Source organism: Nocardia sp. NPDC050378 (genome assembly GCF_040655675.1).
GTDB classification, from domain to species: domain Bacteria; phylum Actinomycetota; class Actinomycetes; order Mycobacteriales; family Mycobacteriaceae; genus Nocardia; species Nocardia coubleae.
This window is the reverse complement of sequence record NZ_JBFAKI010000005.1, coordinates 444,672-470,484: the sequence shown is the minus strand read 5'-3', so window position 1 is coordinate 470,484 and position 25,813 is coordinate 444,672. Positions and strand designations below refer to the sequence as shown.

General features: G+C 69.2%; 21 protein-coding genes. 8 read left to right on the top strand and 13 right to left on the bottom strand.

Annotated features, from left to right (window positions below; all coding sequences use genetic code 11):
• The 5 genes from AB0I35_RS15010 (at position 1) to AB0I35_RS14990 (ending at position 5,566) form a co-directional block, all read left to right on the top strand.
• Positions 1-1,458 carry an NAD(P)/FAD-dependent oxidoreductase gene (locus AB0I35_RS15010; RefSeq protein WP_357396463.1) on the top strand — a complete coding sequence of 486 codons (1,458 nt, stop codon included), beginning with the start codon at positions 1-3 and terminating at the stop codon, positions 1,456-1,458.
• Entirely contained in the window at positions 1,455-2,330 is an 876-nt protein-coding gene (locus AB0I35_RS15005; RefSeq protein ID WP_357396462.1) for a short-chain dehydrogenase/reductase, read from the top strand. Before AB0I35_RS15010 ends, AB0I35_RS15005 begins: the two co-directional genes overlap by 4 nt.
• Positions 2,327-2,785: an alpha/beta hydrolase fold domain-containing protein gene (locus tag AB0I35_RS15000; protein ID WP_357396461.1), complete on the top strand. Its 459-nt coding sequence runs from the start codon at positions 2,327-2,329 to the stop codon at positions 2,783-2,785. The genes AB0I35_RS15005 and AB0I35_RS15000 overlap by 4 nt, the downstream gene beginning before the upstream one ends.
• On the top strand, positions 2,782-4,581 hold the full coding sequence (gene fadD11, locus AB0I35_RS14995; RefSeq protein WP_357396460.1) for a fatty acid--CoA ligase FadD11: 1,800 nt from the start codon (positions 2,782-2,784) through the stop codon (positions 4,579-4,581). The genes AB0I35_RS15000 and fadD11 overlap by 4 nt, the downstream gene beginning before the upstream one ends.
• 292 nt (positions 4,582-4,873) lie before the next feature.
• Positions 4,874-5,566 (top strand): hypothetical protein, encoded by a 693-nt coding sequence (locus AB0I35_RS14990; RefSeq protein ID WP_357396459.1) that lies wholly within the window; start codon positions 4,874-4,876, stop codon positions 5,564-5,566.
• On the opposite strand, the gene AB0I35_RS14985 is transcribed toward AB0I35_RS14990, so the two are convergent.
• From AB0I35_RS14985 to AB0I35_RS14955, 7 genes are read right to left on the bottom strand one after another with little or no spacing between them, the layout of a single operon-like run.
• Positions 5,563-5,709 (bottom strand): hypothetical protein, encoded by a 147-nt coding sequence (locus tag AB0I35_RS14985; protein WP_357396458.1) that lies wholly within the window; start codon positions 5,707-5,709, stop codon positions 5,563-5,565. The genes AB0I35_RS14990 and AB0I35_RS14985 overlap by 4 nt on opposite strands.
• Positions 5,702-7,783, bottom strand: a complete 2,082-nt coding sequence (locus AB0I35_RS14980; protein WP_357396457.1) for an MMPL family transporter — start codon at positions 7,781-7,783, stop codon at positions 5,702-5,704. Before AB0I35_RS14980 ends, AB0I35_RS14985 begins: the two co-directional genes overlap by 8 nt.
• Complete coding sequence (locus tag AB0I35_RS14975; protein WP_357396456.1) at positions 7,780-8,976, bottom strand: peptide synthetase; 1,197 nt, start codon at positions 8,974-8,976, stop codon at positions 7,780-7,782. The genes AB0I35_RS14980 and AB0I35_RS14975 overlap by 4 nt, the downstream gene beginning before the upstream one ends.
• A gap of 16 nt (positions 8,977-8,992) precedes the next feature.
• Complete coding sequence (locus AB0I35_RS14970; RefSeq protein WP_357396455.1) at positions 8,993-10,036, bottom strand: NAD-dependent epimerase/dehydratase family protein; 1,044 nt, start codon at positions 10,034-10,036, stop codon at positions 8,993-8,995.
• Positions 10,033-11,679 carry a fatty acid CoA ligase family protein gene (locus tag AB0I35_RS14965; RefSeq protein WP_357396454.1) on the bottom strand — a complete coding sequence of 549 codons (1,647 nt, stop codon included), beginning with the start codon at positions 11,677-11,679 and terminating at the stop codon, positions 10,033-10,035. Before AB0I35_RS14965 ends, AB0I35_RS14970 begins: the two co-directional genes overlap by 4 nt.
• Complete coding sequence (locus AB0I35_RS14960; protein ID WP_357396453.1) at positions 11,676-12,572, bottom strand: hypothetical protein; 897 nt, start codon at positions 12,570-12,572, stop codon at positions 11,676-11,678. Before AB0I35_RS14960 ends, AB0I35_RS14965 begins: the two co-directional genes overlap by 4 nt.
• Positions 12,573-12,581: 9 nt before the next feature.
• Positions 12,582-13,631 (bottom strand): 3-oxoacyl-[acyl-carrier-protein] synthase III C-terminal domain-containing protein, encoded by a 1,050-nt coding sequence (locus AB0I35_RS14955; RefSeq protein WP_357396452.1) that lies wholly within the window; start codon positions 13,629-13,631, stop codon positions 12,582-12,584.
• A 625-nt stretch (positions 13,632-14,256) separates the two neighbouring features.
• On the opposite strand from AB0I35_RS14955, the gene AB0I35_RS14950 reads away from it, so the two are divergent.
• Positions 14,257-14,685 (top strand): DUF779 domain-containing protein, encoded by a 429-nt coding sequence (locus AB0I35_RS14950; protein ID WP_357396451.1) that lies wholly within the window; start codon positions 14,257-14,259, stop codon positions 14,683-14,685.
• A 10-nt stretch (positions 14,686-14,695) separates the two neighbouring features.
• Here AB0I35_RS14950 and AB0I35_RS14945 read toward each other — a convergent pair whose 3' ends face one another.
• The 6 genes from AB0I35_RS14945 to AB0I35_RS14920 form a co-directional block, all read right to left on the bottom strand.
• Positions 14,696-16,075, bottom strand: a complete 1,380-nt coding sequence (locus AB0I35_RS14945; protein ID WP_357396450.1) for a hypothetical protein — start codon at positions 16,073-16,075, stop codon at positions 14,696-14,698.
• 15 nt (positions 16,076-16,090) lie between these two features.
• Complete coding sequence (locus AB0I35_RS14940; RefSeq protein WP_357396449.1) at positions 16,091-16,909, bottom strand: ABC transporter permease; 819 nt, start codon at positions 16,907-16,909, stop codon at positions 16,091-16,093.
• 23 nt (positions 16,910-16,932) lie between these two features.
• The gene (locus tag AB0I35_RS14935) at positions 16,933-17,886 is read right to left on the bottom strand and encodes an ATP-binding cassette domain-containing protein (protein ID WP_357396448.1); all 954 of its coding nucleotides are present in this window, start codon (positions 17,884-17,886) and stop codon (positions 16,933-16,935) included.
• Positions 17,883-19,139, bottom strand: coding sequence for a nucleotide disphospho-sugar-binding domain-containing protein (locus AB0I35_RS14930; protein WP_357396447.1), 1,257 nt, complete (start codon positions 19,137-19,139; stop codon positions 17,883-17,885). Before AB0I35_RS14930 ends, AB0I35_RS14935 begins: the two co-directional genes overlap by 4 nt.
• A 2-nt stretch (positions 19,140-19,141) precedes the next feature.
• On the bottom strand, positions 19,142-20,566 hold the full coding sequence (locus tag AB0I35_RS14925; protein WP_357396446.1) for a condensation domain-containing protein: 1,425 nt from the start codon (positions 20,564-20,566) through the stop codon (positions 19,142-19,144).
• Between the two features lie 215 nt (positions 20,567-20,781).
• The gene (locus AB0I35_RS14920; RefSeq protein WP_357396445.1) at positions 20,782-21,471 is read right to left on the bottom strand and encodes a TVP38/TMEM64 family protein; all 690 of its coding nucleotides are present in this window, start codon (positions 21,469-21,471) and stop codon (positions 20,782-20,784) included.
• Between the two features lie 119 nt (positions 21,472-21,590).
• Here AB0I35_RS14920 and AB0I35_RS14915 point away from each other — a divergent pair, with 119 nt between their 5' ends.
• A complete protein-coding gene (locus tag AB0I35_RS14915) occupies positions 21,591-23,462 on the top strand; it encodes a methylmalonyl-CoA mutase family protein (RefSeq protein ID WP_357396444.1) in 1,872 nt (623 codons plus the stop codon).
• Positions 23,462-25,726 carry a methylmalonyl-CoA mutase gene (scpA, locus tag AB0I35_RS14910; RefSeq protein WP_357396443.1) on the top strand — a complete coding sequence of 755 codons (2,265 nt, stop codon included), beginning with the start codon at positions 23,462-23,464 and terminating at the stop codon, positions 25,724-25,726. Before AB0I35_RS14915 ends, scpA begins: the two co-directional genes overlap by 1 nt.
• Positions 25,727-25,813: the final 87 nt, after the last annotated feature.

Sequence of the window (25,813 nt, the reverse complement as noted above, 5' to 3'; positions counted from 1 at the left end):
ATGCACACAGAACACACGCACATCGCCGTGCTCGGCGCCGGTTTCGGCGGCATCGGGCTGACGATCAAATTGCAGGAGGCTGGATTCGACGACATCGTCGTGCTCGAACGCGCCGACGATCTCGGCGGCACCTGGCAGGCCAACACCTACCCCGGCTGTGCCTGCGATGTGCCCTCACAGCTCTACAGTTTCTCCTTCGCCCCGAATCCGGAGTGGTCGCGGACCTACGGCAAGCAGCCGGAGATCCTCGACTACCTGCGCACCGTCGCCGAGCGCCACGGCATCCTCGGGCACCTGCGCCTCGGCACCGAACTGCTCGATGCCAGGTGGGACGACGCGGACTCGCTGTGGCGGATCGAGACCTCGCGCGGCGAACTCACCGCCGACTACTTCATTTCCGCCGCAGGGGTTTTTGCCGAGGCCAAGTACCCGGCATTGCCCGGCCTCGACACCTTCGCGGGTCGGGCGTTCCACTCCCTGCACTGGGATCACGACCACGATCTGACCGGCGAGCGGGTGGCGGTGATCGGCACCGGCGCCTCGGCGGTCCAGTTCGTGCCGGAGATCCAGCCGAAGGTCGAGGCGCTCACGGTGTTCCAGCGTTCGGCCCCGTGGATCGTGCCGCGACTGGACCGCCCGACCCTCGGCCTCGAACGCCTGCTGCTGCGGCATATGCCATTGGCGCAGAAGGCTGTTCGCGGTACCTGGTACACGCTCATCGAAGGCTTCGGTTTGGTCGGTTTCGTCGACAACCGCTTTCGGCACCCCTACGAACTGCTCGGCCGGATCCAGTTGCGCCGTCAGATCCGCGATCCCGAACTCCGTGCGAAGGTGACACCGGACTACATGATCGGGTGCAAGCGCGCCATCTTCTCCGACGCCTACCTGCCCGCCCTCGACCAGGACAATGTGGAGGTGGTCACCGACGGCATCGCCGAGGTGCGCCCGCACTCCATCCGCACCCGCGCGGGCGCCGAGATCCCGGTGGACACCATCATCTTCGGCACCGGGTTCACCGCGATCCCCACCGCGTTCGACCGCATCATCGGCCGGGACGGGGTCTCCATCGCCCAGCTCTACCACCAGCGCCCGCAGACCTATCTCGGCGCGGCGATCGCCGGGTTCCCCAACTTCTTCTGCACCCTCGGACCGTTCGGTGCGGCCGGGAACCAGTCGGCGATCTTCATGCTCGAATCGCAGATCGCCTACATCGTCGACGCCCTCACCACCCTGCGCGACCGTGGCGAGCACCGTGTCGAGGTACGCGGAGAGGTCCAGGACGACTTCGTCGAGGAGATGCGGCGACGCAGTGCCGACACGGTCTGGTTGACCGGCGGCTGCGAGAGCTACTACACCACCCCCGAGGGTGGCAATGCCGGGTTGTATCCGAACTGGAGTTTCGAATATCGGCGCCGGACAAGGCGATTCGACATCGAGTCCTACGAGGTGTCGGCATGATCCGGCTACCCGCCCTCGATCCGGCGTCGTGGTTCGCGCCCACCTACGACGTGCGCGACAAGGTCGTCCTGGTCACCGGCGCGGCGCAGGGCATCGGCCGCGAACTCGCCGCGTTGCTGCATCGTCGCGGCGCGATCGTCGTCGTGGTCGACGTCGATGCCGAGGCGGCCCGTCGCACCGCCGCTGATCTGTCGTCGCGGGCGCACGCCTTCGGCGCCGATGTCACCGACCGGGCCCGGATGGTGGAAGTGGTCGAGGCGGTGGTCGGCCGGTTCGGGCGCCTCGACGTGGTCGTGGCCAATGCCGGTGTGACGCCGGTGCCCTCGACCGTGCGCACCATGGACCCCTCGGATTTCGACCGGGTCCTCGGCATCAACCTGACCGGCGTGTTCAACACCGTGCACCCGGCGCTGGACCACATCGTGTCCGTGCACGGGCACGTCGTCGTGGTGTCCTCGTGTGCGGCATTCGCGCCGGGGATGGGTGGTTCGCCGTACATGGTGAGCAAGGCCGCGGTCGAGCAGTTCGGTCGTGCGTTGCGGGTGGAACTCGCGGCGAGCGGCGCCAGTGCCGGGGTGGCCTATTTCGGTGTCGTCGAGACGGCCATGACCCATGACATGCTCGATGCGGACGAGCTCGGTCGCGAACTCGACGCGCTGCTGCCGTGGCCGCTCAACGTGCGCATCACGGCGGAGGACGCGGCGCGCACCATCGCCGACGGCATCGCCCGCCGGGCCCCGCGCACCATCGCGCCCAGTGGCTGGCAGCCCTACGCATTGCTGCGGGGGGTGGTCAATGTGGTGCTCGACCACCGGCTCGCCGCCGACGCGACCGTGCACCGGCTCGTGCGAGCGATCGAACAGCGACGATGACCGTGGGAAGGGGGTCGCTGCGCGCTCGCCCGGTCCGCCGGGTCTCGGCGCTCGCCGCGAGACGACTCGCCGCCCTCGCCCCGGTGAACGTCTATACGATCCCGCCCGCGCGTCTGCTCACCGACCAGGCGCTGCGGGCCGGTGCGCCACCGCTGCGCGGGACGATCAGCGAAGTGGCGGCGGACAACGGGATTCGCGGAGAGTGGGTGCGTGGTCCGGGCGCCGTGCGCACCGACGCGGTGGTGCTGTATGTGCACGGCGGCCGGTTCGTCGCCGGGTCGGCCTACGGCTATCGCCCAGCAGTGGCCTCCCGATTGTCCACCGCGACAAGGCCTCCCGTATCAACCCTCGATTACCGTCTCGCACCCGAACACCGGTTCCCAGCCGCACCCGTCGATATCGCCGCGCAGCTGTCCACCCCAGCTGTCATCTCCCGGAAAGTCACTGCCTCGTGAGCAATTCTCGTTTCGACACCCTGCCCGCCGCGTTCCAGCACACCGCCGCGAGGTATCCCGACGCCGTCGCCCTGCGCACGCCCGGTGACGCACAGACCGTCACCTGGGGTGACTATGCCGGCCGAGTCCGCGCGGTCGCCGCCGGGCTGGCGGGTCTCGGGGTGCACCGCGGTGACACCGTCGCGTTGATGATGAGCAACCGGGTGGAGTTCTATCCGCTCGAGGTCGGCGCACAGCATGTCGGTGCCACCTCGTTCTCGGTGTACAACACGCTCTCGCCCGACCAGCTGGCCTACGTGCTCGACAACGCCGGGACGCGCGTGGTGATCTGTGAGCCGCAGTACGCGAAGGTCATCGCCTCGTCGGGTGTGCGGCTCGACCACATCGTGTGTGTCGACGACGCGCCGGAGGGGACGTTGTCGGTGGCTGACTTGCTCGCCGCCGCGCCCGACGATTTCGATTTCGACGCCGCGTGGCGCGCGGTGCGCCCCGACGACGTGGCCACACTGATCTACACCTCCGGCACCACCGGCGCCCCGAAGGGCGTGGAGACCACCCACGCCGCCCTGCTGTTCCAGGTGTACGGCATCGCCGACGTCCTCGGAATCGAATTCGGCGACAGCATCACGTCTTTCATGCCGACCGCGCACATCGCCGACCGACTCACCGCGCTCTACGTTCAGGAGGTGCTGGGCACCCAGGTGACGAGTGTGCGCGACCCCAAGCAGATCGCCGCCGCGCTGGTCGACCTCCGGCCCACCGTGTGGGGTGCGGTGCCTCGGGTGTGGGAAAAGCTCAAAGCCGCCATCGAATTCAAGGTCGCGGCCGAGCCGGACGAGACGCGACGCCAGGGCATGCGGTGGGCGCTGTCGGTGGCCGCGACGCGCAGCCGCCACCAGCTCGCGGGCGAACCCGTGCCCGACGAACTCACCGCCGAGTGGGCGCGGGCCGACGAGTTGGTCCTGAGCAAGCTGCGCGCCGCGCTCGGTCTCGACCGGGTGCGCTGGGCTTTGTCCGGCGCCGCCCCGATCCCACCGCAGACGCTGGGGTTCTTCGCCGGGCTCGGCATTCCCATCGCCGAGATCTGGGGCATGTCCGAGCTGGCCTGTATCTGCAGTGTGAGCCACCCGCGCGACGCCGAACTGGGCTCGGTCGGAAAGATGTTGCCCGGCATGGAATCCCGCGTGGCCGATGACGGTGAACTCCTTGTTCGCGGACCACTGGTGATGAAGGGCTACCGAGATCGGCCCGAACAGACCTCGGAAGCCGTCGACGGCGAGGGCTGGTTGCACACCGGCGACATCATCGCCATCGACGCCGACGGCTACCTCACCGTCGTCGATCGCAAGAAAGAGATGATCATCAACGCGGCGGGCAAGAACATGTCCCCGACCAACATCGAGAACGCCATCAAGGCCGCCACCCCACTGATCGGCGCCATGGCCGTGATCGGCGACGGCAAACCGTACAACACCGCCCTGATCGTCCTCGACGCCGAATCCGTCGAACCCTACGCCCGCACCCACGGCCTCCCCGACGCCTCACCCGCCGCACTGGCCGTCGATCCCGGCGTGATCGCCGCGATCAGAGCCGGTGTGGCCCAAGGCAACACCGCCCTGTCCCGAGTCGAACAGCTCAAACGTTTCCGCATCCTCCCGACCTTCTGGGAAGCGGGCGGAGACGAAGTGACGCTGACGTTGAAACTCAAGCGCCGAGTCATCGCCACCAAATACGCCACCGACATCGATGAGCTTTACGCCGAGAACCCGAACGAAGCAATCCTGCTCCCGCGGTAGGGACCTTTGGCGACGTCCGTGCGATCCTCGAGGGGTCGGCGGCCAGGATGTCGGGGCGTCGGGATTCGTGCATTCGATGACGCCAGGCCGTATTCGCATAATATATATATGCGCATTTAACTATAGAAATCTCATCTGGCTCCACCGGAGCGGCTAGCCCGAGGTCCGAACGCTATGAGCGTGATCGGGAATCGAACCGGCAACGGATCGGTCTCGTCGGGTTGGTCGGTGATCTCGGCGGGGTAGTTCTTGACCGAGAGGTAGCCAGGCATCGCAGGCGGAGGTGCGAGACATGGACATGAGCGCGATGACGACGGCGAGTCGCTGGTGGTGGCGGCCGGGGTGGACTCCGGGCCGGTCCTTCTACGACTGGCAGGTGATGCCGACGCAGCCCGTCGCCGACAAGCTCGTGGAGATCTTCGCCCCTACTGTGGCGCGGATGCCCGGCCTCGAACAAGTCGACGCGCCGCGTCTGCGGGTGGAAGTGCAGGGTGTGGGCTTCGTCGACGGGGTGAAGGGCGTCGATCTGGCCCGCCTGGTCGAGGGTTCGCGTGGCCTGCTCGCCGAGCACGCGCCGTTCCCCATCACCTTCGGCCCGCCGGTGGTCGCCGCCGACGGGGTGCGATTACCCATCGCGTTGCCCGAGGAGTTGCTGCGTGTCCGTGAGGACCTCACCCGCGCGTTGACCGATGTGTGGATCCGCGAGCGTGTGCCCGAGTTCGGTGAGCCGTTGCTCCCGTACCTGGCGCTGGCGTACACGAAGACGCCGGTGCCGGTGGGCGAGATCGAGGACGCGCTCGCCCACGACGGATTCGCCGACTTCACCCTCGACGACACGGTGTCGTCGCTGTCGCTGGTCGAGTTGGTGTGCGAGAACGGTCGATACGACTGGTCGGAAGTGGTGTCCGCCGAGTTGTCGCGCGACCCGCATCCGCTGCTCGAACGCCTCGGTGCCGAAATCGCGCTGGCCGGTTCGCCGCGCTAGTCCTCGGTCGGCCCGGCGTCGGGTGCCGTCAGCCGGACGACACCGGCGTCGAGGTCGAGATCGAGGTGAGGTTCGCGTGCCTGGCCGTCGCTGTCACCGCTGCCTTCGTGCTGCAGCTTCTTGCCAGGAAACATTTCACCCATGATGCCCACGCCTCCACGATAGTCGCGGTAACCACCAGTTCGCCGGTCCCATGAGCTGGACCAGGGCGGGAACCAGCAGCATGCGCACCAGGGTGGCGTCGAGGATCAGGGCGATGATCATGCCGATGCCCAGCAGCCGCATGGGCGTGAGCGGTGACAGCGCGAACGCGCCCGTGACCAGAATGAGCAGCACGGCGGCGGCGGTGATGACCCTGGCCGTCCGCACGGTCCCGACGCGAACCGCCGTTGCCGTGTCCTCACCCGCGCGGTGCGCCTCGGCCATTCGTGACAGCAGGAACACTTCGTAATCGGTGGACAACCCGAAAACCACCGCGATGATGAGCACCGTCATGCCCGCCGGGAGCGGCCCGTGACTGATGCCGAGCAGGCTCGCACCGTGACCGCCGACGAAGATCCAGGTGAGCACCCCGAAGGTGGCGGCCAGGCTGAGAAACGCCATGGCCACGGCTTTGAGCGGCAGCATCACCGAGCGGAACGCCACGGTGAGCAGCACCATCGTGACCAGCACCATCACCGCGATCATCAGCGGCAACCGATCCAGCGTCGCGTCCACACTGTCCAGGGTGGCCGCGGTGTCACCGCCGACCTCGACCGTGGTGGCACCCGGTGCGGGCAACTCGCGGATGGCGCGGACGGCGGCGCCGGCCTCCTCGCTGCGGTCGGCGTGGGTGAGGAAGACGTGCAGGACGACGAAGTCGTCGTCGCGTCCCACCTGGACGACATCGTCGACACCCGCCACGTCCCCGATCGCTTCGAGCGCGCCCGACACGGCCGCCGATTGCGGTGGGCCGTCCAGACCGCGCAGCAGCACCGTCGCCCCGCTCGCCGCCGCCGGGAACTGCGCGGTCAGCTCCTCGACCGTGTGACGCATCGGGCTGTCGGCGGGCAACGCGCGGTGGTCGATCTCGCCGAGCCGGATACCGGCCAGCGGGGTGGCGAGGACGAGCAGGACCGCGCCGACGGCGATCGTCACCGTTCCCGGCCTGCGCAGCACCGCGTCGACCACTCGTCCCCAGAAGTGCTCGGTGCGTGTGGTCGGTTCAGCGCGCCCGATGCGGGCGCCGAAGAGCACGAGCAACGCAGGCAGCACCGTCAGCGACAGGGCAGCCGCCAACGCGACGGCCGCCACCGCGCCGATACCGAGTGAGCGGAGCACGGCTTGCGGGAAGACGAACGTACCCGCGAACGCGCAGATCAGCAGCGCCGCCGACACAGCGACCGTGCGCCCGGCACTGGCCATCGTCCGGCCGACCGCGGCGCCGATATCCCCGCTCGCACCGTATTCCTCGCGAAACCGGTTCACCAGGAACAGCCCGTAGTCGATGGCCATGCCGAGCCCCAGCAGGGACGCGATATTGACCGCGAAGGTGGTGACCTCGGTGACCTCGGTCAGCAGCCGGATGGCGCCGAGCGCACCACCGACGGCGAGCATGCCGATCACCACCGGCAACGCGCCCGCCGCGATGCCCCCGAACACCAGCACCAGCACCAGCAGTGTCAACGGCAGCGAAATCGACTCGGCCACCACGAGATCGCGCTGGGACCGATCGATGATCTCGGCATTGAGCGCGCTGTAGCCCGACAGCCGGGTTTCGACACCGGGCACCCGCAGCGCCTCGGCGACGGCGGGATAGGCGGCGATGCGGGCGGTGTCGTCACCGGCGGTGTACACCACGGCCACGGCGTGCCCGCGGTCCTCGGAGACCAAGAAGTTCTTGCGCGGCACCACCGCCGACCAGTAGCTCTCCACGGGCCGGGCGAGCAGCGCCGGATCGATGCGGTCGACGGCGGCGCGCACCTGCGGGCCGATCTCGTCGATCGTGCGCCCCTCCGGTGCGGTGTAGAGCGCGACCACGTCGGGGCTCTGCGGGCCGAGTTGTTCGGTGACGAAGCGGTCGACCAGGGCGGATTCGCTGCCACCGTCGATGAACCCGCCCGCGCTGAGGCGTTCGGTCACAGTCGCACCGTATGCGGCGCACAACCCGATGAACACCACGACCACGGCGAGGACGGTGCGCGGCCGGGCCGCGACGAACCGGGCGAGCGTGCTCACCGCGCCGAATCCACCACGGGTAGTTCGGCTTCCAGCATGGCGACGATCCGGTCGAGCAGCGCTTCGAGCCGCGCTTCGATCCCGGCACCGTTGCGGGCCGACACGGTGAGCTCGGTGTGGCCGTCGAATTCGGTGAGACCGAACAGCAACGGCATGGCGACGCTGTGCTGGGGGAGCACGAACAGGCCGGTAGGCCGGAAACCGGGGACCGCGAGGTCGTCGGAGGTGAACCGGCCCATGTGGGACACCGTGGCCGAGGCCAGGTTGCGGCCCAGCCGCGCGCCGAGCCAGTTCGTCGTCCGCAGCACACCCCGATTGACCGGATCCGGGACCAGGGTGATGCGGGTGTTGGCCAGCTGATTCAGTTCCCGCCCCTGCGCGAGCCCGGCTTTGATGTCCTCTTTGACCTGCGTCCAGTCCTGGCCCGGTGCGATGTCGAGGAACAGCGGCAGCGCGAGGTTGGCGGTCGAGCGCAGCGCCGGATCGTGACGGCGCAGGTCGACGGGCATCATGATCCGCGAAGTTCCCGGGGTCTCGGCGGCCAGCAGGGCGCAGACACGGGCCAGCGCACCGGGTCCGGCGGCGTGCACGCGCCGGTGCCGCAGCAGATGCCGGGCGGCGCCGCGCCGCTGCCTGCCGCGCCCCACCGCGCTGCGGTAGCGCGGAATCATCGGGGTCGGCTTGCCCGGGGCACCGACCCGGTCGACGAGTTGCTGATCGGCCACCGGGTCCGGCTGCGGAACAGGGTCGGCGCCACGCAGCGCGCGCAGCACATTGGTCGCCCACAGCACCATGCCCATGCCGTCCATCACGCCGTGGAAGACGCGGAACACCAGGGTCGGTGTGGTCGCGGTGAGCAGCAGGACCTCGACGGTGGCATCCGGGGTCGGACCGATTTCGCTGGTGAGTACCGGATCGGATTCCAGTGCGGGATAACCGAATTCGTGGTCAGCCACCACCCGGACGGCGGGGGCGACGCCGCTGTCCACCCAGATGTCGCCCTGCCTGCGCAGCCGGGCGCCCGGCGTCACGTCCGCCGCCGCCGCAACTGCCCGGCGCAAGCGCCGCGGGTCGATCGCGCCCTCGCCCGGCACGACGAGCTGCATGAGGAAGGGCGGGGCGAGGGTGCGCATGGGAAAGTACATGCGTTCGGTGGTCGTCACGGGCCGACGGAAGACGTTGTCGCCGTTCATGATTGCCTCTCGGGTGTTACCGCAGGTGCCCGGCGAGCGACTCGATGCCGCCCTGGGCGTCGAGCCAGGCCAAGAAGGTGGACAGGCCCGTGTCGCGGTCGACGACCGGGTGGTAGCCCAGGTCCGCACGGGCCGCGCCGGTGTCGTAGGTGGCGGTGCGGGTCATCAGTGCGACGGCGTAGCGCGACAGCGGCGGCGACCAGCGTCGCGCCACGGCCGGAATCCGCCACACCGCCTCGATGGCCGCGACAACGGCGGCGAGGACCTGCGGATTCGGTCTGCGCGTCGGCCGCTGGAGGCCGAGCCCCTCGGCGACATCGCCGAGAAACCCCCACACATCGGTCTTCTCGGCGTCGGCGATGAAATACGCCTTGCCACCGATGTTCTGGGCGCTCAGCGCGAGCAGGCAGGCGTGGACGATATTGTCCACGTGGCACAGCGACGCCTCGATCCTCCGGCCGTACGACAGATCGGGCAGGGCGCCGTCGGCGGTGCGGGCGAGCAACCGCACGATCGGGCCGGACCGGTCCCCGGCACCCCAGATCGCGCGCGGACGCAAGGCCACGGTGCTGAAGCGGGCGGTGTTCGCGGCGAGCACGGCCTGTTCGGCCGTCGCCTTCGTCTCGGAATAGTGGTTGAGGTAGCGGCGCGGATAGGGCAGCGACTCGTCGACATCGACCTGGTCGCCGCCGTCACGGTCCATCAGGGCACTCGGGCTGGAGATGAACACGAACCGGTGCGCACCGCCGCGGCGGGCGGCGTCGAGCAGCAGTTCGGTGGCGCGCACGTTCTCCGCCCAGAACTGGGCGCGGGTGCCGCGTTCGTCGACGCGGGCCGCGCTGTGGATCACCGCGTCCACCCCGTCGGCGGCGCGGCGCAGCGAGTCGGCGTCGGTCAGGTCGCCTTCGACGATGGTGACGGCGTCGCGGGCGGTGCCGAGGTCGTCGAGGACACTGGTGCGCCGCACCAGGATCGACACGTCGTGCGTACCGTCGGCCACCAGGGCGCGCACGATGGCGCCGCCGAGGAACCCGGACGCGCCGGTGACGAGGATCTTCATGAGTTCAGCTTCTTCGTTGCCCAACGGGCGAGTTCTTCGCGGCCGATCTTGGCGTTGTGCCGGATGTCGACCGGGAAACCGGGGTGGATGAGGAAATCGGTGATCGGTGCGGCGGTGTCGAACGCGGCGGCACGGTCGCGCAGGCGCATGTCGACGGCCACCGCATCGGCACCCGGCTCCAGTTCTACACACAGCACCGGGCGGTGCGCACCGGGTCGGCCGACACCGACCAGCGCCGTGCGCGACACACCACGTACCGCGTTGAAGACCTGCTCGACCTGAACGGTGAACATCGGCCCCGCGGCAGTGCTCAACCGCTGACTCTTGCGACCACAGAACCACACGCGGCCCTGCTCGTCGATCCAGCCCAGGTCACCGGTGCGGTGCCAGACGCGGTCACCATCGGCGATCTTGCCGAGGGTGTTGGCCTCGGCGGGCCAGTAGTAGCGGGTGCTCACATTGGGTCCGGCGACGACGATCTCGCCGATCCGGTCGGCGGGTTCGGCGTCGGCGAGATTCGCGATCGGGGCGTCCGTGACGGCGACGAGGCGCACCTCGACATTGTCGGTGGGGCGTCCGATGCAGGTGCCCTCACCGTTTGCGGCCCGCTCGACCAGGCCGTCGAGCAATTCCCGTGATTCGATCGTCGTCATCGGCAGCGCCTCGGTGGAACCGTAGCCCGCGAAGATCTCGACATCGGGGCGCAAGACCTCACGCAGTCCGGCGATGCACCACGCGGGCACCGGCGCACCTCCGGAGAAGATGCTGACCAGGGAGTCGAGTTCGGCGGGGTGCGCCCGCAGGTGGGCGAGCAGCGGGATCAACACGGCCGGGGACGCGAACATCGTGCGCACCCCGAATTTGGTGATCGCGTCGACCACGTGCGCCGGATCGGTGGAACCGACCTTGCTGGGAATCAGCGGCGGCAGCACGCACCGGGAACCCAGCAGCAAGTCGAGCACACCGACCAGCGGCAGGGTGACCAGCGAGGACTCCGGCGGTGTGTGACCGCGCGCGGCGTGCACCTGCTCGACCATGGCGGCCAGGTTGCCGTGGGTGAGTTCGACTGCCTTGGCCGGGCCGGTGCTACCGGTGGTGAAGCCGATGATGAGCAGGTCGTCCTCGGCGGCGGGCGCACGGTCGGGCAGCAGACCCGCCGGGGTGCGGCCACACGATCGCAGGGTGGGTCCGCCCCAGAACCAGCGGCGGCCGACGGTCAGGGTGGTGCGCACCCGGCGGAAGCTGCGCCCGAACAGCACCCGCAGCGCGTGTGCCTGCGGGATCCCGATGAACGCCTCGGCCTCGACCGCGCGCAGGCAGTGCACCATGCGCCGCACCCCCATGCCCGGGTCGATCACCACCGGCACCGCGCCGATCTTCAACAGCGCGAACAGGATCGCGTACAGCTCAGGGCTCGGCAGCACCAGCACGATGGTGCGGGTGCCGCTGCCGACACCGGAACTCGTCAGGTGTTCGGCGATGGCGTCGGACCACCGGTCGAGATCGCGGTAGGTGACCCGCCGGTAGTCGGGCATGCCGTCGGCGGTGGTGCCGTCGGGGTAGATCACCGCCGGGCGATCGGGTTCGGTGCGGGCGAATGCGCGGAAGCGGTCGATCGTGGCCCAGTAGGTCGCGGTGGTCACGCGATGTGCTCCTCGGGCAGCCGGTAGAGGGTGGCCGCGGCCGACGGACCGGCACCGGCACCGACGAACAGGATGTGGGTGAACCCATCGAGAGAGGCGTCCTCGGTGGCGCGCGCGTAGGCCAGGGGCAGCGCGGCGGTGTGCGGGTCGCCGTCGGTGAGATCCGGTGTGCGCACGGCATTCTGGTCCAGGCCGAGGGCGTCGGCGAGGCGCTTGGGGAAGTGCGCGCTCGGGGTGGAGGCGATGAGCGCGACCCGAGCGTCCGGCGCCTCGACCAGTGCCGCGCGACCGGCCTCGGCCGCCACCGCCAGAACCCGGTCTTCGAAATCGGGTTCGCGTTCCACCGTCATGAGGCTGCGCCCGACGGTGCCCATCGTCGCGGTGTCGACGTAGGCCTGTCCGGCCGGTGTGCCGGGTGCGGTGACGGTGTGCACGGGTCCGAAGCCTTCCGCCCCTTCGACGTGCTCGAGCAGCAACGCGGCACCGGCTGTGGCATAGGGGAATTCGGCATCCGCGCGCGAGCGGGTGAGCGACGGATGGGTGTCGCCTGCGACGACCAGCACGTACTCGGTGCCCGCCGCCAGAATCGCGCCTGCGACCTGAACCGCGTTCACCACGCCGGTCGCACCGTTCATCAGATCGAAGGAGAAGGTGCGCTGGTCGTTCTTGCCGTAGTCCAGGCCGATACCGGCGGCCTTCTGGATCATCGCGGCAACGGCGGGTTCCACGGTGTTGGAATCGCGGAAGATGCCGGTGTTGATGAGCACACCGACCTGGTCGGGCCGGATCCCGGCCTGCTCCAGACAGTTACGGGCCGCGCGCCCGCTGTGCTCGACGATGCTGTGGGTGTCGGTCGACCGACTGGTACCGGTGGCTCGGATACGCACGCCCATGACGAAACCTCAGACCTTCAGGGAGGAGATGGTGGTGGACAGGAAACCCGCGACGACGCCCGACGCGGCGGGCACCATGAGGACCTTCGAGCCGGCCTCGATGCCGTTGTCGGCGAGCTGATCGTGCAACACGATGAAATGAGAAGTGGTCGAGGTGTTTCCGTACTTCTCGATCACATTCAGGTCCGGTGGCATCGGGGTGCCGAACTCGCGGGCGGCGACCGCGTTGATGTACGGCACAGCGGCAGCGCCGAACTGGTGGTGGATGATGTAGTCGAACTCCTCGTCGGCGAAGGTGCGGCCTTGTTCGGCGAGGAAGTCGCCCTGGGCGTCGGGCCACAGCAGGAAGCGGGCCTCGTTGTGCATCTTGCGGTTGTCGGTGTAAAGCGCTACGCCCGAGGACTTGTCGCTCGGCATGCCGAGACACAGGTGCGAATGCTCTGCGGCGGTGAACAATTCGATGTAGTGGATCTTGTCGGCGTCGTCGACGGCTTGGTCGAGCACGACCGCGCAACCGGAGTCGCCGACCGAGAGCGACGCGAACTGCAGGTCGTACTTCTCGGAGATCTCGTTGACGGCGGTCTCGGCGATCGGGGTGATGGATTCGCCGCTGACCACCATGCCGTTGCGTACCACGCCGGCCCGGATCATCCGGTCGAGCAGATAGGTGCCGGTGAGCATGCCCGCGCAGGCGTTGGACACGTCGAAGGTGATGGCCCGCTCGGCGCCGAGTTCCTTGGCGATGGTCGAGGCGAAGGAGGGTTCCATGTAGATGCGGGTGCCCTCGTTGCTGCGGGTGATCGAGCAGGAGATGATCACCTCGAGCTCGCCCGCGCCGTAGCGTGAGCGCTCGAGGCAGTCGCGGGCCGCGTTCACGGCGAGCGTGAAGGAGTCCTCGAGACTGTCCGGTCGGGTGTCGCGGAACCGGCGCTCCTTGATGCCCGTGATCTTTTCCAGGTCGAAAGCGGGCGGTGCGGCGAGCCGGGAAATCAATTCTTCGGTCGAGACGATATTCGACGGAAGATACGCACCGATGGATTCGAAACGCGAATGCGACACGAAAACTCCTGACAGTCGGAAATGGTCGCCGGTGACCGTGGTGGGGGCCGATGCGAGCGGACACTACCGGAAAGTAACCAGGTTTCGCGGCGTGGCTTCGGCGGTCGCGGAGGGTTGGCCGGCAGGGGAAGCCGGCCTGGGTCACATCCAGACATCTGGCGGTGGCAATGGTGAAGTTACACAGCAACTGTGCCGAGTTCGCCGCTGTTCCTCAACCTTTCGACATCCGAGTCGCGATTCTATCGCACATCGGCAAGTTTTCAGCTACCCGAAGGTGGGTGTGGAACCCGACGTTTTGGGCACTCGGAGTGGCAGGTGTGGCGTGAGGGACCTCACGCCGGTGTGGGTGACGGAATGGCTGCCGCCGCACCGGGAAGTTGTTTCTCGCACCGAAAACAACAGGTGCGATTTGGTTCGGCGACCCATCGTCGAAATGCCCGCTTCCAGGAATGGTCGCGGAGGAAGGACCGGAAAATGGAATTCGCGAATCGTGGTGTGGGAGGCCGCCGTGCGCGAGCGGGACGCGGGTCGTCGTTCCGCAAGGTTCGGGGCGTACCAACGTTGGACCAACCTTGCGCACCGATAGTGTGCACCGAACACCGTCGAGACATGCAAGGAGCGCACCATGGGTAACCGTGCCGGGTCCGTACACCGCGACCGAGATCTCCACGCCCACTGGGGAAGTCACCGTCATCGCGCGATCGAGGCCACCGGCGAAGCAGGCGATGTGCTCGCGCTGCTCACCGCGATGCACGGCCCCGTGGTGCTCTACCTGGCCCCCGGCACCGACGGCTGCAGCCCGATCTGCTTGCGCCGCACGGAATTCTGCCCCGGTGTCGACGATGTCCTCGCCGGCCGCACCGCCGCGCACACCGAGTTCTGGATGGCGGGCGACTTCTACGCCGGATTCGAGGACCTCGATGTCGGCATCGAGGTGCGCAGCGCGGTGCGAACCGGACGACAATCCGGCTCACTCGAATCCGACTGCGGTTTCCGCTTCACGCTGCGCATCAGCAAGCCCGAAGCCGCGGAACTGGTCGACGAGGCTTCCTGAATCCCCTGGCTCACCAGAAACGGGGCGTCAACGACCAATCGGCGAATTCGGCGGTGAGCAGCTCGCGCAGTGCGGCCCGGTTCGGGAAGCGGTCCGGGTCGGCGCCGGTGACCACCAGGGTGACGGTGTCGTCGTCGCAGGAGAACGCCAGGTTCACGCCGACCTCCACCTGGCGGAACAACTCCACCGGGCCGGGGTTCACCACGGGGCGCATGATCACGTCGCGGGCGCGATGACCGTCGAGCACCGCGATGTTCTGCGCGGTGCGACCCATGTTGGTGCACAGGCATTCCGGTGCCTTGGCGGTGCGCGCGAACTTGTGCAGCACCACCTTCGGCAGCAGCATCTGCACCGGCTGCAAGTGCTGGATCGGCGGAATCGTCGCCGGATCGCGGTAGGCGAGGGCGGCGGCCTTGAGCGACGCGCGCACCTCGGTTAGGTCGGTGCGGGCGCCGACACGGTAGGCGACGCTGATCGGCAGGCCGGTGGTCGCGTTGGCGCGGGGGTCGTCGGCCTCGCGCATCGAGTGCGGAATATCCACGCGCACCTGCGCTCCGTCGGCGATGCGACCGCTGCGACCGAGCAGACCGACGGCGACGCCGATCAGCAGACCGTTGGTGGTGCCGCCGTGTGCCGCGGCGACGGCGTCCCACTCGGCCAGGTCGAGCTGGACGATGGCGTCGGCGGCCTGCCAGGTGTCGGCGTGTGGCAGGCGCGGCTCGGTCGGACGCGGATTGCGGGCCGGTTCGCTCACGCCGCGCGCCCGCCGTGCCGCCCGCACACCTCGCGCCACCGCGCGCAGCTGTGCGCGTGCGTCGGCGAGGTCGGCGGCAAACCGGCCGGGTCCGGCGATCGGACCGACGAGTCTGCCCGCGCTCGCGTCGCGGTCGGGTTGTGCCCCGCGCCCGAGGCGGTCGAGGGAGTCGACGATCGCGTGCATCATGCCGCCACCGTCACAGGCGACATGGGAGGCGACCAGGGTGACCACCGTGCCACCGGATTCGGTCGGTGCCCCGGCCAGTTGCCACACCAGCCCCCGGGCCGGGTCGAATTCCACCGCGGCCTGCTCGAGGAACCAGTCGAGCACGGCGTCGTCGGGGATCGGGGTGTCCGACCACCGCAGCGGCAGCGACTCGGTGGCGGGCTCCCAGTGGGCGCGCGCGATCGGGAAACGGGTCGTGCGCACGCGGCGGGCGATGAATCCCGTGGCCAGATGAGCGTGCCAGCGCTGCAACGACTCCCGGCCGACGGCGGTGTCGAACCGGTAGGCCAGCTGGTTGACCAGGGCGTTGGGGTAGAGGCTGTGGAGTTTGAAGAACAGGTCGTCGTCGGCGGTGATCCGGTTGAGGCCGGTGGTGGCGACCGGGACGACGGGCGAGGTGACGGTCATCGGGGAATCTCCTGATCAGCGGGAACGCAGGGTGCGCACGGTGAGCGGCGCGAAAACGGCGACCACGACCACCGAGGCCACCAGCGACCACCAGGCGTCGGCGCCGATCGTGCCCTCGGCGGCCAGCGTCCGCACCGCCGACACCAGGTAGGACACCGGGTTCAGGTCCGAGACGTGGCGCATCCAGGTGGGCATCGCCGCCTCGGGCACCAGCGCGTTGGACGCGAAACCGAGGAAGGTGAGCACGAGCATGCACATGCCCTGCACGGCGGCCGGGCGGGCGATGGTCGCGCCGATGAAGGCGAACAGCCAGCTGATGGCGGTGGTGGCGAAGACGACGAGCACCGCGCCCGCGAGGAAACCGGCCGTGTGTTCGGGCCGGTAGCCCATGGCGAAGCCCACGACAACGACCGTCGTGGCGGCCAGCAGGTAGCGCACCGTGCCCGCCAGCAACGCGCCCGCAACCGGTGCCGAGCGGGCGATCGGCATGGCGACGAACCGGTCGAACACCCCGGAATGGATGTCCTCGGACAGTTGCACGCCCGTGGCCACCGAGGAGGTGAGCACGATCTGCACCAGCACGCCCGGAATCATGATCGGCAGATACGCCGCCATGCTGCCCGCGATGGCGGTGCCGAAGATGTTGCCGAACAGCACCGGCCCCACGATCGGCAACAGCAGTGCGTCGTAGAGCAATTGCGGGCTGTGCCGGAAGGTGAGCAGTCCACGCCACGCCATCATCAGCGAATGCTGCAGCGCGGCGAACGGGCTCACCCTGGTGACGCGTGGTGCGCGCACGACCTGGGTGGTCGTCTTCTCGGTGATGAGAGTCATTGCGGTGCTTTCACGAAGGGCGGTCATGCCGCGTCGGCGGTGCTCGCGTGGCCGGTCAGCGACAGGAACACCTCGTTGAGGTCGGGACGGTCGACGGCGAATCCCCGCAGCTCGATGCCCGCCGCGCGGCAGGCGGCGACGATGTCGGCGCCCGTTCCCACCTCCGGCAGGGCGACGGTGAGCGTGCCGGTCGAGGACCCCTCGGGCACCTCGCCGGTGAGCTCGCAGATCAGCGCCTCGGCCCGGCGCAGGTCGGCGGTGTCGGGGATGTCGAGACGCAGGACCTGCTCGCCGATGGACGACTTCAGTTCGGCCGCAGTGCCTTCCGCGACGAGGCTGCCGCGATCGATCACCGCGATCCGGTCGGCCAGCGCGTCGGCCTCCTCCAGGTACTGGGTGGTCAGCAGGACCGTCGCGCCGCGCTCGACGAGTCCGCGCACGATGCCCCACATGCGGTCACGGGTGTGCGGGTCCAGGCCGGTGGTCGGTTCGTCGAGGAAGATCAGCGGCGGCACGGTGATGAGCGTGGCCGCCAGATCCAGACGTCTGCGCATCCCGCCGGAGAACGCGCTCACGCTGCGCCGCGCCACCGCCGACAACTCGAACTCCGCGAGCAACTCGTCGGCCCGGGCGGCGGCGGCGCGCCGCGACAACCCGAGCAGCCGTCCGAACAGGCGCAAATTCTCGGCGGCGGTGAGGGTTTCGTCGACGGAGGCGTACTGGCCGGTGAGCCCGATCATCGACCGGACGGCCGTGGCATCGCGCACCACGTCGTAGCCGAACACTTCGGCGCTGCCACGATCGGGACGCAACAGGGTGGCCAGCATGCGCACCGTGGTGGTCTTGCCCGCCCCGTTCGGGCCGAGCAGGGCGAACACCGATCCGGCCGCGATGCTGAGATCGATGGTGCCCACGGCGGTGAAGTCGCCGTAGGACTTGCCGAGGCCGCTGGTGCGGACGGCGATGTCGGTGCTCACTGCGGCCTCCCGGCATGGTCGAACTGGGGTGTGGGAACGGACAGGGACACAACGGCTTCCACCTCGTCGGCGGCGCGGGCCAGGCCGTCGTCGTGGAAGCCGACGGCGTAGGCGGCGGCTCGAGCCACCACCTGTGGGTCGGCGACCGCGTCGAGGAGCGCGTCGAGGCGGTCGGCGTCCAGTGCGGCGGCGCGGGTCGTCGCGGCGAGGCCGAGCCGCGCCAGCGCCGTGCCCCAATAGGGTTGGTCGGCTTGGATCGCGCAGATCACCTGGGGCACACCGGCTCTCAACGCGGCGGCGGTCGTCCCGGCGCCGCCGTGGTGCACAGCCGCCAGGCAGCGCGGGAACACCGTCGCGTGGTCGACCTGCTCGACGACGGCCACCTCGGGCGAGAGCTCCGGCTCGATCCCGGCCCAGCCCGCCGCGAGCAGCAGTCGCCGCCCGCGCCGCGCGCACACGGTGCGCAGCATGTGGACCAGAGCGGCGGGATCATCGACGGTCATGGACCCGAAACCGACGTAGATCGGGGCGGGCCCCGCCACCAACCAGGCGGCCAGCGCGGGATCGGCTGGGGCATCGAGGAATCCGTCGCTGTCCACGATGAACCCGGTGACCGGGTGGCGTTCGGGCAGCTCGGCCGCCAGCCCGGGAAACAGGTCGGTGTCGTAGGCCTGGATCGACATCCGACCGGGCAGCGGGTGTTCGACGATCCCGGACTCGGCCAGCGGTTCGGCCAGGGCGGCGTCGCGCGCCCACCGCAGTCCCGACCAGATCCTGCGGTTGAGCGCACCGGGCAGCCGCCGCCCCCACGCGGTGGGCACCACCGGCACCGACCGGCTGGGGTGGATCGGGAAGAAATGCACTGCCGCCAACGGCAATCCGACGTGCCGTGCGGCCTTCTCCGCCGCCTCCTCGCCCGCCATGCCGGTGACGAGCACGTCGTGCCCAGGGGCGAGCGTGAGCAGGTCACGCACCGCTTCGGCGACACCGCGTCGCTGCAGATCCAGCACCGCGCGCATCCGCTGACGCGGACTGGCGCTACGGAAGCGCCGGTCGGCGTGCTGGGTGCGCAGCAGTTCGGCGCTGTCGCACCCGAACCCGACCGCGGCGATACCGTGGCCGGTGGCGAACTCGACGAGGTTGGGCGACAGCGCGAGCGTCACCGCGTGCCCGCGAGCGATGAGCTCGCGGGCGAGGAGGATGCCGGGCTGGGCATCGCCCCTGCTTCCGGTGAAGGCCAGCAGCGCACGCATGGTCAGCTCGCGCTCAATGCCGCCGGCACGTCGGCGACCGGGGCGGCCGCGGCAGGCACGGCGATCGTCGTCACCGCGTACATCGCCCGGGCGAATTCGGTGAGATAGCGGTCCATCACTTCGGCGGGCAGACCCGCCGGGTACCGGGTGGAGACATAGAGGCCCTCGGGGCCGCGCACCACCCAGAAGTACACCTCCTCGGTCGAGTACGACACCGCGCGCAGGGTCCGTCCGCGCAGGTCGGCGACGAGTTCGTAGTCGGGCAGCATCCGGATGTCGAGGAACGACGCGCCGAAGGTCGGGCCTTCCATCGCACCGACCATGGCCAGCGAGCGACCCCACGAGGCGTCGTTGCAGATATGGGCGCGTTTGAGCGAGGCCCGGGTGGCGGTGAGCGCGGCGGCCATGTCGGCGCCCGAGGGCAAGGTGATGTCGACGGGTACGACATTGACGAACCAGCCCATCGACTCGAGCCAGGTCAGGTCGGGCCGGGTGGCGATCGGCATCACCGTGCGGAACCGGTCCTGGCCGAACACCTCTCGCCAGGCCACGGCCAGCGCGGCGAACACCGTGACCGACAGCCGGTGCTTGAGCTGATCGAGCCGAGCCTCCACCTCCTCGAGCTCGGCGATCGTCAGCAAGGTGCGCGACACGCTCGGCTGGGCGTGCTCACCGTCGAGTTCGGCCACCATGCCCGCGCCGAAACGGGGCATCGGGGAACCGGGGGCACCGAGAAAATCCCGCCACACCGCCACGGCGGGGGAGTCGGGGGTGAGTTCCTCGGCGGCGGCGCGCTCGATGGCGGCGAAGTCGGCGGGGCTGCCGAACGTCGAGGAGTCGCGGATCTCGCCGCCGGTGGTGACGGCGGTGTAGAGGGTGCGCAATTCCAGGATCAGCACGGCCTGGGAGTAGGCGTCGAGTACGGAGTGATCGGCGCCGATCAGCACGGTGAAGTCGTCGGTGTCGTGGGCGACCGTCGCGACGAGCAGATGCGGCCACACCAGCGCCGAGAGCCGCAATTCCAGGACATCGCAGAGGAATTCGTTGATCTGGTCACCGTCGGTGAGATCGGCGACCGGGGCTGACGCGATGCGCACGGTGCCGGGCGCGGTGGTGATGCGGTGATAGTCGCCGTCACCGGTGGGTGCGACCGTGGTGCGGAAACCCTCGTGCCGGTCGTGCCACAGCTCGAGGGTCCGTGCCCAGGCTCGCTCGTCGAGCGGGGCATCCATTTCGAAGATGGTGCCGATCCAGCGGCCACGGCCGGGCTGCGGGTCGTCGGGATCGAGGAAACCGAGGTACTGGGCGTGGACGCTGGCCAGCGGCCGTTCGTCGTCGTGCCAGGAGTCGGGCGAGATCAGCTCAGGCGTCCAGATCGACAGATCGCCGGATCGGATGCGGAAATCGGAGAGATGGGTGTATTCCATGCCGGGTCACCTCATGGTGGAAGAACGTGCCGAGAACGGCGGTGAATGGAAGCGGTGAAGACGGGACGCGACACCGGGTGTTGCTCTGGATCCCGCACCGGATGTAGCTGGCGAACCCTGGGCTATCCGGAGTCTATAACTCTGTGAGAATTCTGAAAGACGGCTTAGTCACAACTTCCAGATGTGAAGAAGATCACTTTCTCAATTGTGATGGATCACCGGCGCGAGACCATGCCCCTGGAGTAGGGGGCATCGGTTTCCGGGGCAACGACCGGCATCCGGGCATCGACGATCAGACCGAGCAACCCGAAGGCGAGACACACCAGCGACACCGCGATCGCGGCCGGGTGCGTACCGCCGGTCAGTGCGTCGGCCAGCACGACCGTCGCGATGGTCCCCGGCGCCGAGCCGACCACCGTCGCGAGCAGGTACGGGGTGAACCGCACCGACGACAACCCGCAGCAGTAGTTCACGACCGAGAACGGCGCGAACGCGATGAGCCGCAGTGCGGCCACCGCGAGCCAGCCGCGCTGCGCCAGCCGCAGGTCGACCGCCCGTACCGCCGGATGGGTGAGGTGCTCGGCGACTCGCGCCCGGCCGATCGCCCGCACTCCGAGCAGGGCCAGACCGGCGCTCACGCCCGTGGCCCCGAGGGCGATGACCGACCCGAGCAGCGGACCGAACAGCACCCCACTGGTGACTGTCAGTACGGTGCGCGGTACCGGCGCGACCGCGACGAGGGAGTAGAAGAGGAAGAACAGCAGGGGAAGCAGCGGCCCCACGCCGCCTGCCCAGTCCCTGACCTGCTGTGGGCCGGGTAGGGGAACCAGCATCGCCACCACGAACAGGGCCGCCAACCCGGCCAGGGTCAGCAGCAGTCGGGGGGAGCGGATCAGCTGGAGCACCGCGACAGCGTACCGGTCGGTAGGGGATGGCCCCAGTGGGTGGACACGATGTCACAGATAGCATCGGAGGCGAACCGGACACATCCCGGTTCGCCGTGACGGAGGAGAGAACAGCAGCTATGCCGATTGGTTCAGAGGCAGGGGCAGGTCTCGCGCCGGATCCGGTGCCCGAGTACGCCGCCTGGCGCAAGGGTGTGGCAGGCGTGCTGGCCAAGGCGCGACGGGTCGATATCGCCGAGCTGCCCACCGAGCCCGAGCATCTGCTCGACGAGACCACCTATGACGGGCTCACCATCGCCCCGCTCTATACCCGCCGCGACGAGCTGCCCGAGCAGCCGCTGCCCGGCACCTTCCCGTTCGTGCGCGGCGGCGACGCCACCCGCGACCCGCAGCGCGGCTGGTTCGTCGGCGCCTTCGCCGGTTCGGCCGACGCCGCGAGCACCAACCGCGCCATCCTCGCCGGGCTCGAGAACGGCGTCAGCGCGGTCTCGCTCGGGGTCGGCGACCACGGTGTGCCGGTCACTCAGATCGCGACCGCCCTGTCCGGGGTGCTGTTCGAGCTCGCGCCGCTGTCGCTGGTCGCGGGTGCCGAGGTGAGCGCGGCCGCCGAGCAGGTGTTCGAGGTGCTCGACGGCTACCAGCTCGAGGACCGCACCCAGATCCGGGTCGGCCTGGGCGCCGCGCCGCTCACCGACGCCTTCGCCGGTCACGCCGACCTCGATGTCGAGCAGGCCGTCGCGCTGGCTCGTCGCGCGATCGCGCGGCCCGAATCGGTGCGCGCGATCACCGTCGACGGCACCGCCTTCCACAACGCCGGTGCCGCCGACGCGCAGGAACTGGGCGCCTCGATCGCCGCCGGTCTGGCCTACCTGCGCGCACTGACGGGTGCGGGCGTCGACATCGCCGACGCGTTCGGTCAGCTCGAGTTCCGCTACGCGGCCACCGACGACCAGTTCGCCACCATCGTGAAGTTCCGCGCCGCCCGCCGTCTCTGGGCCCGCGTCGCCCAGGTGTGCGGTGCGCCCAGTTTCGGTGCCGCCCCGCAGCACGCGGTCACCTCCTCGGCCATGATGACCCAGCGCGATCCGTGGGTGAACCTGCTCCGCACCACCCTCGCCGCGTTCGGTGCCGGTGTCGGCGGGGCCGATTCGGTCACCGTGCAGCCGTTCGACTCCGCCCTGCCCGCGGGCGAACTCGGTGTGTCACAGTCGTTCTCGGAGCGCATGGCCCGCAATATCCAGCTGCTGCTGCTCGAGGAATCCCACCTGGGGCACGTGCAGGATCCCGGTGCCGGTTCGTGGTACGTCGAGTCCCTCACCGACGAACTCGCCGCCAAGGCCTGGGAATTCATGCAGGAGATCGAGGCCGCCGGTGGTTACCCCGCCGCGCTCGACACCGGCCTGATCGCCGCGCGCGTCGCCGAGACCGCCGCCGCGCGCGCCGCCGACATCGCGCATCGCAAGACCGCCGTCACCGGCGTCAACGAGTTCCCGAACCTCGCCGAGGCGCCGCTGTCGGAGCAGGCGCGCGAACAGGCGTCGCTGGTGCGCTACGGTGCCGCGTTCGAGGCCCTGCGCAACCGCTCGGACGCCTACCTGGCGGTGAACGGTGAGCGGCCCAAGGCGCTGATCGTGGCGCTCGGCCCGGTGGCCGAACACAACGCGCGCACCATCTTCACCGCGAACGTGCTTGCCTCCGGTGGCATCGAGTCGGTGAACCCCGGACCGCTCGGCATCGACGGAATCGCCGCCGCCGCGACCGGATCCGGTGCGCGCATCGCGGTGCTGTGCGGTGCGGACAAGCGCTACGGCGAGGAAGCGGGCGCCGCGGTCGAGGCGCTGCGCGGCGCCGGGATCGAGACGGTGCTGCTGGCCGGGCCGGAGAAAGCCGTCGAGCATGACAGCGGGACGCAGCGTCCCGACGGATTCCTGAGTCTGCGTATCGACGCGGTCGCGGTCCTGTCGCAGCTGCTGGAGAAGGTGGGAGCCTGATGACCACATCCGATATCGAGCACCGCATCGGCAGTTTCGCCGAGGTGCCGCTCACCGAGCGGTCGCCCGAGCCCGCCGCCGTGGACGCGGATCAGGTGCGGGAGTTCGTGGCCGAGGCGGCCGCAGCCAACCACACCACCGCCGACCAGCTCACCTGGGCCACCCCGGAGGGCATCGACGTGCCGCCGGTGTTCACCAAGGCCGACCGTGATGCCGTTGTCGCCCAGGGCTATCCGCTCGACACGGTGCCCGGCGTCGCGCCGTTCCTGCGTGGTCCCTACCCGACGATGTACGTGAACCAGCCGTGGACGATCCGCCAGTACGCGGGCTTCTCGACGGCCGCGGATTCCAACGCCTTCTACCGTCGCAACCTGCAGGCGGGCCAGAAGGGTCTGTCGGTAGCCTTCGACCTGGCCACCCACCGTGGCTACGACTCGGACCATCCGCGCGTCCAAGGTGACGTCGGCATGGCCGGTGTGGCGATCGACTCGATCCTGGACATGCGCCAGCTCTTCGACCAGATCCCCCTCGACCAGGTGTCGGTGTCGATGACCATGAACGGCGCGGTGCTGCCGATCCTGGCGCTCTACGTCGTCGCCGCCGAGGAACAGGGTGTCACGCCCGAGCAGCTGGCCGGAACCATTCAGAACGACATTCTGAAAGAGTTCATGGTCCGCAACACCTACATCTATCCGCCCAAGCCTTCGATGCGGATCATCTCCGACATCTTCGCCTTCACCAGTGCGAAGATGCCGAAGTTCAACTCGATCTCCATCTCCGGCTACCACATCCAAGAGGCAGGCGCAACAGCCGATCTCGAACTGGCCTACACCCTGGCCGACGGTGTGGAGTACATCCGCGCGGGCATCGCGGCGGGCATGGACGTCGACAAGTTCGCGCCCCGCCTGTCGTTCTTCTGGGCCATCGGCATGAACTTCTTCATGGAGGTCGCCAAGCTGCGCGCCGGGCGCCTGCTGTGGAGCGAGCTGGTGTCGAAGTTCGAGCCCAAGAGCGCGAAATCGCTGTCGCTGCGCACCCATTCGCAGACCTCGGGCTGGTCGCTCACCGCGCAGGACGCCTACAACAACGTGGCGCGCACCTGCATCGAGGCGATGGCCGCGACCCAGGGCCACACCCAGTCGCTGCACACCAACGCCCTCGACGAAGCCTTGGCGCTGCCGACGGACTTCTCCGCCCGCATCGCCCGCAACACCCAGCTGCTGATCCAGCAGGAGTCCAACACCACCCGCCCGATCGACCCGTGGGGCGGCTCCTACTACGTCGAGTGGCTCACCCACCAGCTCGCCGAGCGGGCCCGCGCCCACATCGCCGAGGTGGAGGCCCACGGTGGGATGGCGCAGGCGATTTCGGAGGGCATTCCGAAGTTGCGCATCGAAGAGGCCGCCGCCCGCACCCAGGCGCGGATCGACACCGGGCAGCAGCCGGTGATCGGCGTCAACAAGTACCAGGTCGAAGAGGACCACGAGGTCGAGGTCCTCAAGGTCGAGAACTCGCGGGTACGCGCCGAGCAGATCGAGAAGCTGGAACGTCTTCGCGCCGAACGTGACCCGGTCGCGGTCGAACAGGCGCTGGCCGAATTGACCCGTGCGGCAGCCTCTTCCGAGGGTGGCATGGAGAACAACCTCCTGGCGCTGGCCATTGCTGCGGCCCGCGCCAAGGCCACTGTCGGTGAGATCTCCGACGCGCTGGAGAAGGTGTACGGCCGCCATCAGGCCGAGATCCGTACCCTGTCCGGTGTGTACCGTGACGAAGCAGGCAAGGCATCCAACATCGGTGCCGCCATCGCGCTGGTCGAGGAGTTCGCCGAGGCCGAGGGTCGCCGCCCCCGCATTCTGGTAGCCAAGATGGGCCAGGACGGACACGACCGCGGCCAGAAGGTGATCGCGACCGCCTTCGCCGACCTGGGCATGGACGTCGACGTGGGCCCGCTGTTCCAGACCCCCGAAGAGGTGGCGCGCCAGGCGGCCGACAACGACGTCCACATCGTCGGTGTCTCCTCGCTGGCCGCGGGTCACCTCACGCTGGTGCCCGCCCTGCGGCAGGCACTGGCCTCGGTCGGGCGGCCCGACATCATGGTCATCGTCGGCGGTGTCATCCCGCCCGGTGACTTCGACGAGCTCTACGAAGCGGGCGCGGCGGCGATCTTCCCGCCCGGCACCGTCATCGCCGACGCGGCGATCGACCTGCTGCGCAAGCTCGGTGCCTCGCTCGGCCACGAGCTCGGGGGCGACACCCCGGCATGATGTGGCCGGCCAGCTGCGCCACGGACGAATGTGCCTGCGGCGCAGCAGGTTCGGGCCTGCCTGTGTGGGTGGGTGACGGGCACACGG